Genomic DNA, 13,189 nt, shown 5'->3' with positions numbered 1-13,189 from the left:
ATGAAGCCCGGTTTATGGGCAAAGCAGACCAAGCAACCGGTTGGAATTTGCTAACGCCCTGCCTCGTGCCAAAGAAGCTCCAATTACTCATTACTAATTATCAATTACTAATTCTCAGCCGGTACACCAATCAGATACGTGACCTGCGGGCCCCACCAGTGGCGCACTTTGCCGGCCGTCCACCGGAACCTGCCCTGCGGATCGGCGCGGTGGGCCAGGGCCAGCAACTGGGCGGGCGGGTACATGCGCAGGATGGACACGGTGCCGTCCCAGAGGGTGAACAGGGGGATAAGCGGCAGCCCATAGGTGAGCAACAGGCGGCTCAGCCGGAACGGCCGGATGAAGGGCGTAATCAGCAGCTGCGCCACGGGCAATACCGTCCAGGCCAGTAGAATTTCCAGCCAGTGCTTGCCGGCGCCTTCGAAGACGCCAACGCCGGCGCCCTGCCGGACGGCATCGGCCAGCAGCGCCTCGGCCAGCGGCGGCGGGAAATGGTGGAAGGCCGAAAATACGGTGCGAAACCCCGGCAGCCCGGGCGGCACGGCGGTGGCATCAACGGCGGCGGGGGCGTAGGAGAGGCCCGGGGTGCGGGCCGCCAGCAGCTGCCAGGCCGCCGGCTGCGGGTATAGGTCGGTGAGGGTGACCTGGGCCGTGGGCAGGCCGGTGGATTGCAGGGTGCGCAGCACGCCTTCGGTGCCGCCGCCGGCCCCGGCGCATAGCTCCAGCAGCTGGGTCTGGTGGGTGGCGCGCAGGGCGTCGCGCAGCAGCGGCACGATGGGCTGGTAGGTGCGCAGCGTGGAAATCATGAAGCGCAGGTAGTCCATCATGCCGGCCCGCACTACCCGCGGAAACCAGGGCAGGTCTTCGAACTCAAATAACTGAAGGCGTAATTTCACGCCGGAACATACGCAGAACCGCGTTAGCCTGGGCCCGCGCCCAGCGCAGCCACAGCTGGCGGCTGGTGCGGTGCTGGCCTTCGGGGCTGTAGAGCCAGAAAACGGTAGCCCACGCGGCCACCAGATACGGGGCCGTCATCTCCAGCAAGCTCCCCGACGACAGGAACGGCAGCAGCAGCACCAGCAGCTGGTGGGCCAGCACAAAGAACAGCGTGACGCCCAGCGCGGCAATGGAGCGGCGCGACCAGTTGGGCTGCAGCCGGCTCAGCAGCGCCAGAAATGGCACCGCCAGCGGCACCAGCGGCGCCGTGACGATAATGGCCAGCATACCCGCCAGCAGGGCAATGGAAGCATCTTCGAGGCGGCCGAAAGCCAGGATAGCACCCAGCAGCAGGGTGCCGCCCAGGTTGCTCATAAACCACAAAATCAAGGCACGATAAACGGTAGAGGAGATGAGGGAAGTAGAAGAGCTCATACAGGAAACGGTGAAGTGGTAGTCAATTGCCAGCGCCTATCTGGCCCGGATGCTGCATACCTACGCACTGTAAAAAGCCCCCAGATTCCCAGAAAACGGACTTGTTTGGGAAATCAGGAACCCAATTTGAGCTGCGTATTCCGGTCGATTCTCTATTTGGGCCGGCTGGCCGCTGCCGGCCGCGTCACCCACCAAGCCGCCGCCCCCGACGACAGCAGCCACGGCAAACTCAGGCCGAAGAAAGCCAGGATGGTAGCCCATAGATGATGAAGCGGCATGACCTGAAGCAGCTGTGGATCAATGACACTGATCAGCAGTTCCCATAGCACCCAGCATAACAGCACGAATCCTTCAAATACCTGCGCGGTGCGCAGCAATAAGCGTGTCGGGGAAGTGGTGCTGCTGAATACACGCCGCATAAACGGCCGCCGTACCAGCGCCCCCAGCAACGCCGGAACTCCCAGAAACAGTAGGGTGCCCAGCACGCCCAGGGTTAGGTTCCCGCCAACGTAACGCAGAATGGAAATCAGGCCCTCAGAAGCGGATATCTTTTTTTCGACCCATACCAGCAGCCACCCCACCACCCCGGCCCATACCAGCCCCATGCCCCACCACCACGAAAGCCACATATGGTGGCGCGCCAGCGCCCGAGAATCTGTCTGCATAAAAATAAGTTGGAGCGCTAAGTTGCAAAGAAGCCGGACTTTGCTGTGCTTTGCAATACAAAGTGCTTTTAGCTATGATGAAGCCCGCCGTAGATCCGTTAGCCCAACTCACCGAGATTCGCGCCATCATGGAGCGCTCGTCGCGCTTTATCTCACTTAGTGGCCTGAGTGGGGTGGGGGCCGGCGTGGTAGCCCTGGCCGGGGCCGGAGCGGGGCACTGGTTTCTGCGCCGCGAATACGGCGAAACCGGTTATCTGCGCCTGCTGGAAAGCACCACGGCCGAGCGGCTGCTGGTGCTGCCATACCTGGTGGGGCTGGCCGCCGCCATGATTGGGGCGGCGCTGCTGGTGGCCACGTTCTTTACCTTGCGCCGCGCCCGGCAGGCAGGATTGCCGCTGTGGAACTCGCTGGGGCGGCGGCTGGCCCTCAGCCTGGCTATTCCGTTGGTGGCGGGCGGGCTGTTTTGCCTGGCGCTGTTTGTGCGCGGCGCCGTGAGCCTAGTGGTGCCGGGGCTGCTGCTGTTCTACGGGCTGGCTTTGCTTAACGCCAGCAAGTACACGCTCGATGAAATTCGCTGGCTGGGACTCACGCAGATAGCGCTGGGGCTGCTGGCCGTGTTGCTGCCCGGAGCCGGATTGCTGTTCTTTGCCCTGGGTTTCGGCCTGGGCCACATCGGCTACGGCCTGCTCATGTACAACCGCTACGAACGGTAAATGAGTTGTCGGTTGTCAGTTGCTGGTTGTTAGTCGTAAGCAAGCCTGATAACCAACAACTGACAACTACCAACCAACAACTGACAACCATCCTTGAAACACGTCATCCACACGCTCAATAAAGCCTTTGACCACCGCGTGCGGCTGGGTGTGATGGCCGTGCTGATGGCCAACGACGTGGTAAGCTTCAACGACCTCAAGGAAACCCTGGAGCTGACCGACGGCAACCTGGCCAGCCACGTGGCGGCGCTGGAGAAGGCGGGCTACGTGCAGGTCAGCAAGCAGTTTGTGGGCAAGAAGCCCAATACCACCTACACCGCCTCCGCCGATGGCAAAACGGCCTTTCAGGAGCATCTGGCGGCGCTGGAAAAACTGTTGCGGGGGTAACGGCTCTTTTTTTGTCTTTAAACTTTGAAATACAAAGTTCTTTTAAATAATCAGGATGCGGCAGCAACTGCCCGCTAATCAGCCGCGGCTGCATCAACTGGCCTGCTTTTTCACTTCACCCACTTTTTCCATGAATTCCTCGCTGCCTGTTTCTGCCGCCGATTTTGCTGGCCTCGCGCCGGCTCCGCGCCTCACGCTCAGTACCCTGCAAAAAGTGGCGCTGCCGGTGGGTGCCATCCTCTTTGACCTGCTGTTCTGGCACGAGCGGGCCGGCCTGAATATGTTGCTCTACACGCTGCTGATGGTGGGCGTGACGGTGGCCGGCCTGCCCCGGCACGCACCGCAATGGCGCTCCGGCGGGTTTCGGCTGGCGCTGGCGGGCACGCTGCTGAGCGCGGCCATGGTGGCCTGGTACGGCTCGGGGGCGGCGCTACTGGCCTGCGTGGCGTCGTTGGCGGTGTGGCTGGGCTTCGTGAACCAGCCCCACCTGCGGCTGGTGGCCTACGCGCTGGCTACGGCGCTGGTCAGCGCCTGGCAGGTGGTGCCGCGGCTGCTGACGCTGCTGCGCCTGCCCGGCGACCTGGGCAGCCGCTTCGGCCGTAGCTGGTACTACGGGCGGCTGCTGGGCGTGCCGTTGCTGGCGCTGGGGGTGTTTCACGTGCTGTTCCTGATTGCCAATCCGCGCTACGAGGCGGTGGCCAGCCAGGTGCTCGACTGGGCAGGGGAGTGGCTGGCGGCGCTGTTCGCCAACTTTTCGGTGCCGCACCTGCTGTTTTTCGGGCTGGGTTTGCTGCTGACCGGGGCCGCGCTGGTGCTGGTGCCGGTGCATTACTTCGCCGATTCGGAGTCGCGCTTCGGCGAGTTTGTGAGGCGGCAGCGCAACCGGGTGGCTTCGTTCGGGGTGCGCCAGCCCGATTTCCGGGAGCAGCGTTTTCGCGCCCTCGACCTGCGCAAGGAATACCTGGTGGCGCTCAGTTTGCTGGTGCTCGTGAACGTGCTGCTGCTGGCCGTCAACGCCATCGACATCAATTGGCTGTGGTTTGGCTTCGAGCCGGCTCCCGGATTCGACCTCACGCAGTTTGTGCACGAAGGCACCTACGTGCTCATTCTGAGCATTCTGGTGGCCATGGGCATTGTGCTGTGGTTTTTCCGCCGCAACCTGAACTTCTACCGGCCCGGCCTGCGGGTGCTGCGCAGCCTGGCCACGGTGTGGGTGCTGCAGAATGCGGTGCTAGCCGTGTCGGTAGGCTTGCGCAACTACTACTACATCCTGCACACGGGCCTAGCCTACAAGCGCATCGGGGTGTACGGATTTCTGCTGCTGACCTTTTTCGGGCTGGCCACGGTGCTGCTCAAGATCTGGCAGCGGCGCTCGGCCTACTCGCTGGTGCGCCTCAATGCGCTGGCCGCCTATCTGCTGCTGCTAGGCTTTGCAGTCGGCAACTGGGAAATCTGGATTGCGCGCTACAACCTGCGCCCCCAGCTCCAGACCCTCGACTACGGCTTCCTGCTGGACATGCCCGACCGGGTGCTGCCCGAGCTGGCCGCCCATGAAGACGTGCTCACCCGCCGCCACCTCGTGCACGAAGCCTACAATGGCACCTGGGAGAAGCTGGAGCCGCTGGATGCCCAGCGCCGTCTACGCCAGCGGCTGCAGGAATTCCGCGCCCTGCAGGAAGCCCGCCACTGGCCCAGCTACACCGTTGCCGACTGGCAGGCCTACCAGACCATCAGCCAGTAAAACCCACGAATCCACCACCCCATAAACCCACCATACCATGTTGCTGCAATTCTCCCTTACCGTCGTCGCCCTGCTGATTTGTGTCGGTGCCGTAGCGGCGCTGGCCGGTCTGCTGGCCTGGCAGGAGCGCGCCGCCGACCCCGATTCGCGCCGCCTGCGCCTAGTGCGGGCCGTGCTGCCCGCCACCAGCGTGCTGCTGCTCCTGCTGCTGGGTGCGGTGTTTTCCCTGATGATGCTCTGGTCGCCGCAAGGGGCGGCGGCGCTGGCGGCGCTGTAGTTTTCACGTTTTGCTTTCGTTGATATGATGTCTCTTCGCTCTTCTTTTTCTGCGTCTGAAGCAAAGCCGTTAGGCCGGTGGCTCGCGCTGACCCAGCAGCTTAAGGATTTGCTGTCGATGGCGCTACTTGGCTTTGCACTGCTTTTTGGAGTACTGGTAGGCATTGCCATTCCGGGTCTGGTGCTGTTTTTCGTGCGCTGGCGGCTGTTGGGCACTACCACCAGCCACGCCACGCGCAACACTATCTGGCTGCTGACTCTGTTGCATGAGTTAGTATGGGCGGCTGTTTTCTTGTCTGAAAGCGGCGCATCGGAAATGGGCGATACTACCAGCCTGGGATACAGTTACGCGCTGGGTGTGGTAGTGAGCATATGCGGCCTAGCCGCCACCATTACCACCAAAACTGACGTTCCCGATGCAGCTTGACCGTCGCTACCAGCCGCCCGCTCCACCTTCCGCCGGCCGCGCCCTGAGCGTGCTGATTGCCGTGTGCGCCGTGCTGTGGGTATGGCTGATGCTACCGTGGTGGCTGGCCGGAACGGACGAATGGAACAAGCAGCAATGGCTGTGGGAAGCTCTGTATAGTCTGTGGTCGAGCGTGTTGCTGTCATTCATTAGCAGTCTCGCCGTTTTCTATTGGGCTATTAAACCACTTTGGCAGCCTGATATAAAGGGCACAGAAGGCGCTACGCGGCTCATTGTGCTATGGCTGTGTCTGTCATTTCAAGCCGTACTGCTTTTGATCTGGCTGTGCATTTTGGCTATAACTCTCGATAACTCTGTTTGGCCAAGTAGTGTATGAACTCCCTGCAACTCTTCGCCGCCCGCGCCTTGAGGCAGCTACCCACCACCCTATGGTGGGTAATGAGCCTGTTCGCAGGGGCCATCTTCAGCATCCAGCTGGAAAAAGAGCTTTTCCCGAATACTCCGGCCGCAGTGCGAGTGGCGTATGTAGTCTGGAAGATAGGTCTGGTGCTGGTTCCCTTCCTGACGATGCTGTGGCTATGGCGCATCACCCTGCTGATAGAGCATCCTGGCTGGCGGCTGGTGTGGTGTATTGGGTCCGGCGTAGCCACAGTGGTCATGGCAGGACTGGCCTTGATGTTGGTGGTGATACTGCTGCTGGCCTGAGCGGAAGGAGATTGGCCGCCGGCCGCACAGCCCGCTAAGCGCGGGGCAGCCATGATGTTTGGTGCTTTTCGCACGGCTGGGGCCGTACCTATCTGGTATATTTGTGGTTCCTTTGGCTGCTGCTCCGCCAGCCTGCCGCCCTAATTACCCCGCATGTCCGCTCCGCAAGCCCCGAAGACAAACTCCACTCCCCGGCCGCGCCGGCCCTGGTCGAACCGCCTGTCGCGGGCCGCTTGGGCCGTTTTTGTGGTGGGCGTGGGCTTTTTCCTGCTCTATCCCATCCTGGTTAGCATGAACTTCCTGTTCCTCTTCGGCAAGTCGCCGAGCCTGGAGGAACTGGAAGACCCCAAGGTGGAGCAGCCGTCCGAAATTTACACCGCCGACGGCGTGCTCATCGGCAAGTACTTCCGCGAAAACCGCGTGCCGGTGCCGCTGAGCAAGATGTCGCCGCTGCTGATAAAGGCCTTGGTAGCCACCGAAGACGTGCGTTACTACGAGCATTCCGGCATCGACCTGACGGCGCTGGCTCGCGCCGCGTCGGGCGTTGTGACGGGCAACAAGAGCGGCGGCGGCTCCACCATCACCCAGCAGCTGGCCAAAAATCTCTACAATACCCGCCGCGGCGAAACCCGGGGCGGTCTGGGCTACATTCCGGTGGTGAGCACGCTGGTCAGCAAAACCAAGGAGTGGCTGACGGCCGTGGAGCTGGAGCGGCGCTACACCAAGGAGGAAATTCTGCGGATGTACTTCAACACTGTGGAATACGGCTCCAAGGCCTACGGCATCAAGGTGGCTGCCAAAACCTTCTACAGCACTTCGCCCGACAGCCTCACCGCCGACCAGGCCGCCATGCTGGTGGGCATGCTCAACAACCCTACCGCCTACAATCCGCGCTTCCACCCCGAGGCGGCCCGCAAGCGCCGCAACCTGGTGCTTACGCGCATGGGCCAGGCCGGCATGCTGCCCGCCGCTGAAGTAGCCGCGCTGCAGCAGCAGCCCATCGCCCTGAAATATCAGGTGGAAAGGCACATCGACGGTCCGCCCACCTACTTCCGCGGCGCCGTGAGCCAGTTCGTGAATGAGTGGTGCGAGAAGAACGGCTACGACATGTACCGCGACGGCCTCAAGATCTACACCACCATCGACTCGCGCATGCAGCAGTACGCCGAGGAATCGGTGCAGGACCGCATGAAGCGGCTGCAGCAGCAGTTCGACCGGTTCTGGAAAAACCGCGACTCCAACCCCTGGGTGGACGAGGAAGGCAATGAGATTCCCGGCTTCATCGAAACCCAGATGAAGCGCACCGAGCAGTATAAGGAGCTGGCCGCCCGCTACAAAGGCCGCCCCGATCTGCTAGAACAGGCCCTCAACGCCAAGCACCCCACCAAAGTATTCACCTGGAAAGGCGACGGCGACACCACGCTGCTGCTCTCTCCCCTCGATTCGCTGGCCTACTACAAGCACTTCCTGCACGCCGGCATGATGAGCATGGACCCCTTCACCGGCCAGATCAAGGCCTGGGTGGGCGGCCTCGACTACGAATTTTTCCAGTACGACCACGTGAAGCAGGGCAAGCGCCAGGCCGGCTCCACCTTCAAGCCCTTCGTCTACCTCACGGCCCTCGACAATGGCTACGCGCCCTGCGACCGGATCCGCGACGAGCGGGTGACCATCAACTACGTAGAGAACGGGAAGGATATGGAGTGGAAGCCCGACAACGTGACCCGCGAGTACACCGGCATCAACATGACGTTGCGCCACGCCATGGCCCGTTCCGTCAATTCCATCACGGCGCAGCTCACGGAGCGCGTGGGCTGGGAAAACGTAGCCAAATACGCGCACAAAGTGGGTATCAAGAGCCCGCTGCTGTCAGTGCCCAGCATCGGCCTGGGCTCGGGCGGCGACGTGAGCGTGTATGAGATGGTGAATGCCTACAGCACCTTCGTCAACCAGGGCTTCCAGAGCGAGCCGATGATTGTGACTCGCATCGAGGACCGTAACGGCAACGTGATAAAGCAGTTCGACCCCCGGCAGAAGCGTGCCATTCCGTCGGAAACGGCGTGGCTGATGCTCTACATGCTACGCGGCGGCATGGACGAGCCCGGCGGCACCTCGCAGGCCCTGTGGGAGTACGAGCTGTGGAAGAAAGACAACCAGATTGGAGGTAAAACCGGTACCACCTCCAACTACTCCGACGGCTGGTACATGGGCGTCAGCAAAGACCTCGTGACCGGCGTATGGGTGGGCGGCGAAGACCGCAGCATCCACTTCCAGAACTCGCAGCAGGGCGAAGGTGGCCGCACGGCGCTGCCCATCTTCGGCAAGTACATGGAGAAAATCTACGAAGATGAGGACCTAGGCATCACCATGGGCCCCTTCCCGAAATACCAAGGCAAAATCTCCCGCAAGTACATCTGCGTGAGCGAATCGGAGCCGCGCCGCCGCCGTGAGGAAGCCGTGGACACCATTGTGGCCGACAACCTGCTGGAGCAGCTCAACAACGCTGAAACCCCGCTGGCTGTGCCGGACAGCCTGTAGCCTTCCGCTTTACATGGAACCAGGGTTGCCGCGCACCAAATCTCCCTGGTGGTTGTACACCAACACTTCCACCCATCCGAGTTTGCCGGCAGACGTTTCAATTGAGTCAAGCGTTGTGTTGGAAACAACAGACAAGCACTTCACCTGTAAATATCCAGGGTAACAAGGGACTTGCTGAACCTGCATCCGGTCCTTATACGTCTGGTTTAGACGCTCAACGTAGGTCTTATGTTTGCCCGATAGCTCACCGCATATCTCTTTTGTAAGAGCGTCACAAGCAGATAGCGAAGCTGCCAGGAGCAGAGCACCGATTATTCTCATGCCGGAAGAAAATCTGTCTGGCGCTTACATTTCGGCACATACCAGAGCTATAGGTTACCTGAGATATGCCTTGGCAGGCAACGACAAAAGCATATCACTGAGCTGTGAAACTGCTTAACCCTCGCCGTAAAACGATTCCAGCGCGGGCTTCAGGTTCGGATATTCAAACGTGAAGCCCTGGCGCAGCACCTTCTCGGCACTTACGCGCTGCGAGGCCAGCACGATTTCGCTCATCTCGCCCATCATCAGGTTCAGGGCAAACTCCGGCACTTTGGGCAGCACCAGCGGGCGGTGCAGCACGTCGGCCAGGGTTTTGGTAAACTCCTCGTTCGTGACCGGGTGCGGTGCCACGGCGTTGTAGGTGCCTTCCCACTTGGGCTCCTCCAGCATCTGGATAATCAGGCGGCAGAGGTCGTCGAGGTGAATCCAGGACATAAACTGCTTGCCCGAGCCCAGCGGCGCGCCGGCCATCAGCTTCACGGTGCGGGCCAGCGGCACCAGCGCGCCGCCCTCGGGGCTGAGCACGATGCCGATGCGGCTGATAACGGTCCGAATCCCTAGTTTCTCCACGTCCTGCGCGGCCAACTCCCACTGCCGCGACACGTCGGCCAGGAAGTCGTCGGCGGAAGCGGCGGGCGTTTCCTCGTTCACCACCCGGTCGGCGCTGTCGCCATAGATGCCGATAGCCGAAGCCGACACGAAGGCCCGGACGTGGTGGCCAGGCTTAGCCAGCTCGCGGGCCAGCAGCGCCGTGCCGCCCAGGCGGCTGGTCATGATGTCGCGCTTGCGCTCATCGGTCCACTTGCCGTCTGACACGCTAGAGCCGGCCAGGTTCACCACATAGTCGGCGTAGGGAATGGCGGCCTCGTCGATGGTGCCGGCGCGCGGGTCCCAGCGGAAGCTGCGGTAGTGGCTGTTGGCGGTCTGCCGGCTGAGCAGCGCTACTTCGTAGCCGGCATCAATGAGCATCTCGGCAAGGCGGGTACCGATCATGCCGGTACCGCCGCTGATGAGAACTTTTCGGGACATTTTCGGGAGTTTCTGGTGCGTATACCGTTTTTCTGGATATTGGCTGCGCTGCTGGCCAACGGGTTGCGGTGTCTGCTACCAGACGCCGCAACGAGTTCGTCAAAACTAGAGACAAGTAAGCAGAAACCCGGAACTCATTTACCGAGCAGGCGGAGAAATTCGGCCCGCAGCGTGGCATCTTCGGCAAACGCCCCGCTGTACTCGGCCGTGATGGTCGAGCTGCTGGTGTCGTTTACGCCGCGGCTCATCACGCACAGGTGGTCGGCCTCGATGAGCACGGCCACGTTGTCGGTGTGCAGGGTCTGCTTGAGCTCCTCGGCAATCTGGCGCGTGAGTCGCTCCTGCACCTGCGGGCGGCGGGCATAGTACTGCACCACCCGGTTGAGCTTGCTGAGGCCTACCACGTTGTCGCCGGGCAGGTACGCCACGTGCGCCTTGCCGATGATGGGCACGAAGTGATGCTCGCAGCACGAAAACAGCGTGATGTCGCGCTCCAGCAGCAGCTGCGAGTACTGGTAGCGGTTCTCAAACAGCCGCACCTCAGGGCGGTGCTCGGGGTTGAGGCCCCGGAACCACTCCTGCACGTACATTTTGGCCACCCGGCGCGGCGTGCCGGCCAGGCTGTCGTCGGTCAGGTCGAGGCCTAGCAGCAGCATGATTTCACGGAAGTGCTCCGTGATACCAGAAATCTTTTCGTCGTCGCTCAGCGCGAATGCATCGGGGCGGAGGGGGGTATGCAAATTGGTGGGCAGGTGCGCGTCGGTGGTGAGGCGGAGGTCGCCGTCCGGCGCGGGCACAGAATTAGCCATGGTATTCTACAAAGTTGCGTTCGGTCTCATACAGCGTGACCGAGAGGGAGAGCCGGGACTCAATGTGGGTCCGCAGCCGGTTCCAGATGACTACGGCCATGTTCTCGGCAGTAGGATTCAGGTGACGGAATTCTTCGGTGTCGAGGTTGAGGTTCCGGTGATCAAAGGTATCCAGAATCTCGCGCTTGATGAGGTCACTCAGGCGCTTCATATCGTACACGTAGCCCGTATCTGGGTCTATTTCGCCGGTCAGGCGCACAATCAGCTCGTAATTGTGGCCATGGTAGCTGGGGTTGTTGCATTTGCCGAACACCTGCTGGTTTTGCTCCGGGCTCCAAGCCGGATTGTGCAGACGGTGGGCAGCGTTGAAATGTTCTTTGCGGCAGACGGTTACGGACATAGTTGGGCAAACCGGGAAGAATTGCTTTTGTTCAGCATACGCATCAGCCAATATATCAGACGGGCAGCGAATAGCCTTAACAAATAGTATTTTTAGTAGTTAAACAGTATTCAATATAACCTATTTAATAAAAGTGTATTCCAGCCGAAAAAAAGCTTAGAGCCCATAGGCAGATGAAATAGCAGTGGTTAAATTTGGTGAGCCGGAATAGGAAAACCGGACATAATTGAGAATCCCCTCTTAACTACCTCATACACATGAAAAAAGGCGTACTCCTCTCTCTGCTGATGTTAGTGCTGTCGGTGACTGGCTACGCGCAGAAATCCCCCGTCGATGAGACGGATATGGCCATCAAAGGCATTCCGCGCAAAGGCCAACGGGTTACGATTCAGCTGGATAGCAAGCGGGTTGATGATTCCTGGAAAAAGCAGCTCGACACGCAGTTCGGCAGCAAAGTGAAAGCCGATAAGGGCGTTTACTCCATGGACGGTGTCGTGATTGAAGACGTCTCCAAAACCCCCATCCGCGTAATCAGCAAGGTGGATGCCACGCCAACCGGCACGTCGGTATGGTGGTCTATCGACCTGGGCAACGCCTACCTGGGCAAGGATGCCACGCCCGTGCAGTGGAAATCGGCCGAGAAATACCTCAAGGATTTCGCCCGCATGTTGTACCGCGAAGACTTGGCCGTACAGGTAGCCGAAGCCGAACGCTCGCTCGTGTCGTCGCAGAACAACCACATGGCGGTTATCCAGAAGTCGGATGCCATCAAGAAGGACATTGAAAAGAACAAGCTGCGCAAGTCGGAAATCCAGCAGCAGCTGGCCCAGAACGCCGCTGAATTGCTGCAGTACAACAACCTGATCGACCTGAACCTGAAAGAGCAGGAAGCTGCCCGCGCCGACATTGTGAACATGCGCGTAGCGCTGGAAGCCGTGAAGGAGCGCATGACCAAAATCGAGTAATCACTGATTCTCGCTGATGGAGGTGATTTCGCTGATTTTTTAGTTCGTGAAATCACCAACGAAAACAAAAAGCCGCCCCTGCAGGGCGGCTTTTTTTGTGGTGTGCTGCCTGGAGTTGTAGTGTGCTGCCTGGAGTTGCCTGAGTACTATCATCCGGTCAGGTTTCGAGCGTGGTAACAGCGCCACGCAGTTACCAGTCAAAAAAAATCAGCGAAATCACTTCCATCAGCGCAAATCAGCGATTCTAGTTCATGGCCTGGCGCACCTGCTGCTCGGCGGCTTTCTCATCTTTCCAGCTCACGATGCGCACTTCGCCCGGCCGGCCCTGGTGCTGAAACCACTGCCGCAGCACCTCCCGGGCCCCGGGGTAGCGCGAAGTCAGGTCCTGCCAGCTGACCACGGCCGGCAGAATCTGCTGGCTGGGCCGGGCCGGCACGGCCAGCACGATGGGGCGCATGAGGCCGTTGTCGTCGAGTGTGACGAGGCCGATGGGCAGCACCTCCAGCACGGTGCCGGCCGGCTGCGCTTCGCAGAGCACCAGCGCCGCCAGGGGCCGGGCCGAAGGTGCATTGGTGAACGTGCCCGGGATGAAGCCGCTGTTGCCGGGACAGGGCAGAAACTCCACCACGTGGTCGAGGCCGGCGCGGCGCTCGGGCACGAACTGGTGCTGGGTGGCGTCGTAGCGCTGGGCGCGGTTGGTGCCGGCGGGCATTTCCACCACCACCTGCAGCAGCTTGCGCTCCTGCGAGAAGGTCGGCAGGTCGTCGGGGCGGGTCTGGCAGCCGGTGAGCGGCGCGGCGGCCAGCGCGGTGAGGGTCAGCAAAGCGGAAAGGCGCATACGC

At 60.9% G+C, this 13,189-nt stretch carries 15 protein-coding genes; 8 read left to right on the top strand and 7 right to left on the bottom strand.

The window, feature by feature from the left end:
- Positions 1–107 precede the first annotated feature (107 nt).
- From O3303_RS10805 to O3303_RS10795, 3 genes are all read right to left on the bottom strand, one after another.
- Positions 108–896 (bottom strand): class I SAM-dependent methyltransferase, encoded by a 789-nt coding sequence (locus tag O3303_RS10805; RefSeq protein WP_269558428.1) that lies wholly within the window; start codon positions 894–896, stop codon positions 108–110.
- The gene (locus O3303_RS10800) at positions 871–1,371 is read right to left on the bottom strand and encodes a hypothetical protein (RefSeq protein ID WP_269558427.1); all 501 of its coding nucleotides are present in this window, start codon (positions 1,369–1,371) and stop codon (positions 871–873) included. Before O3303_RS10800 ends, O3303_RS10805 begins: the two co-directional genes overlap by 26 nt.
- Positions 1,372–1,523: 152 nt before the next feature.
- Positions 1,524–2,036, bottom strand: coding sequence for a hypothetical protein (locus tag O3303_RS10795; protein WP_269558426.1), 513 nt, complete (start codon positions 2,034–2,036; stop codon positions 1,524–1,526).
- 74 nt (positions 2,037–2,110) lie between these two features.
- Between O3303_RS10795 and O3303_RS10790 the strand changes: the two genes are divergently transcribed.
- The 7 genes from O3303_RS10790 (at position 2,111) to O3303_RS10760 (ending at position 8,823) form a co-directional block, all read left to right on the top strand.
- On the top strand, positions 2,111–2,749 hold the full coding sequence (locus O3303_RS10790) for a hypothetical protein (RefSeq protein ID WP_269558425.1): 639 nt from the start codon (positions 2,111–2,113) through the stop codon (positions 2,747–2,749).
- Between the two features lie 93 nt (positions 2,750–2,842).
- Positions 2,843–3,136, top strand: coding sequence for a winged helix-turn-helix domain-containing protein (locus O3303_RS10785; protein ID WP_269558424.1), 294 nt, complete (start codon positions 2,843–2,845; stop codon positions 3,134–3,136).
- 130 nt (positions 3,137–3,266) lie between these two features.
- Complete coding sequence (locus O3303_RS10780; protein WP_269558423.1) at positions 3,267–4,877, top strand: DUF4153 domain-containing protein; 1,611 nt, start codon at positions 3,267–3,269, stop codon at positions 4,875–4,877.
- 37 nt (positions 4,878–4,914) lie between these two features.
- A complete protein-coding gene (locus tag O3303_RS10775; protein ID WP_269558422.1) occupies positions 4,915–5,154 on the top strand; it encodes a hypothetical protein in 240 nt (79 codons plus the stop codon).
- Positions 5,155–5,178: 24 nt separating this feature from the next.
- The gene (locus O3303_RS10770; RefSeq protein ID WP_269558421.1) at positions 5,179–5,580 is read left to right on the top strand and encodes a hypothetical protein; all 402 of its coding nucleotides are present in this window, start codon (positions 5,179–5,181) and stop codon (positions 5,578–5,580) included.
- A gap of 372 nt (positions 5,581–5,952) precedes the next feature.
- Positions 5,953–6,285: a hypothetical protein gene (locus O3303_RS10765; RefSeq protein ID WP_269558420.1), complete on the top strand. Its 333-nt coding sequence runs from the start codon at positions 5,953–5,955 to the stop codon at positions 6,283–6,285.
- A gap of 153 nt (positions 6,286–6,438) precedes the next feature.
- Positions 6,439–8,823 (top strand): transglycosylase domain-containing protein, encoded by a 2,385-nt coding sequence (locus O3303_RS10760; RefSeq protein ID WP_269558419.1) that lies wholly within the window; start codon positions 6,439–6,441, stop codon positions 8,821–8,823.
- Between the two features lie 435 nt (positions 8,824–9,258).
- Here O3303_RS10760 and O3303_RS10755 read toward each other — a convergent pair whose 3' ends face one another.
- The 3 genes from O3303_RS10755 to O3303_RS10745 form a co-directional block, all read right to left on the bottom strand.
- Positions 9,259–10,173: a TIGR01777 family oxidoreductase gene (locus O3303_RS10755; protein WP_269558418.1), complete on the bottom strand. Its 915-nt coding sequence runs from the start codon at positions 10,171–10,173 to the stop codon at positions 9,259–9,261.
- Positions 10,174–10,307: 134 nt separating this feature from the next.
- Complete coding sequence (folE, locus tag O3303_RS10750; RefSeq protein WP_269558417.1) at positions 10,308–10,982, bottom strand: GTP cyclohydrolase I FolE; 675 nt, start codon at positions 10,980–10,982, stop codon at positions 10,308–10,310.
- Entirely contained in the window at positions 10,975–11,382 is a 408-nt protein-coding gene (locus O3303_RS10745) for a 6-pyruvoyl trahydropterin synthase family protein (RefSeq protein ID WP_269558416.1), read from the bottom strand. Before O3303_RS10745 ends, folE begins: the two co-directional genes overlap by 8 nt.
- A 257-nt stretch (positions 11,383–11,639) precedes the next feature.
- Here O3303_RS10745 and O3303_RS10740 point away from each other — a divergent pair, with 257 nt between their 5' ends.
- Positions 11,640–12,347: a hypothetical protein gene (locus O3303_RS10740; protein ID WP_269558415.1), complete on the top strand. Its 708-nt coding sequence runs from the start codon at positions 11,640–11,642 to the stop codon at positions 12,345–12,347.
- 244 nt (positions 12,348–12,591) lie between these two features.
- Here the strand turns inward: O3303_RS10740 and O3303_RS10735 are convergent, their stop codons facing one another.
- Positions 12,592–13,185, bottom strand: coding sequence for an inorganic diphosphatase (locus O3303_RS10735; protein ID WP_269558414.1), 594 nt, complete (start codon positions 13,183–13,185; stop codon positions 12,592–12,594).
- Positions 13,186–13,189: the final 4 nt, after the last annotated feature.

It is taken from the genome of Hymenobacter canadensis (assembly GCF_027359925.1).
Lineage (GTDB): Bacteria > Bacteroidota > Bacteroidia > Cytophagales > Hymenobacteraceae > Hymenobacter > Hymenobacter canadensis.
Note: the sequence above shows the minus strand (reverse complement) of the source record. Positions and strands in the feature narration are given on the sequence as shown.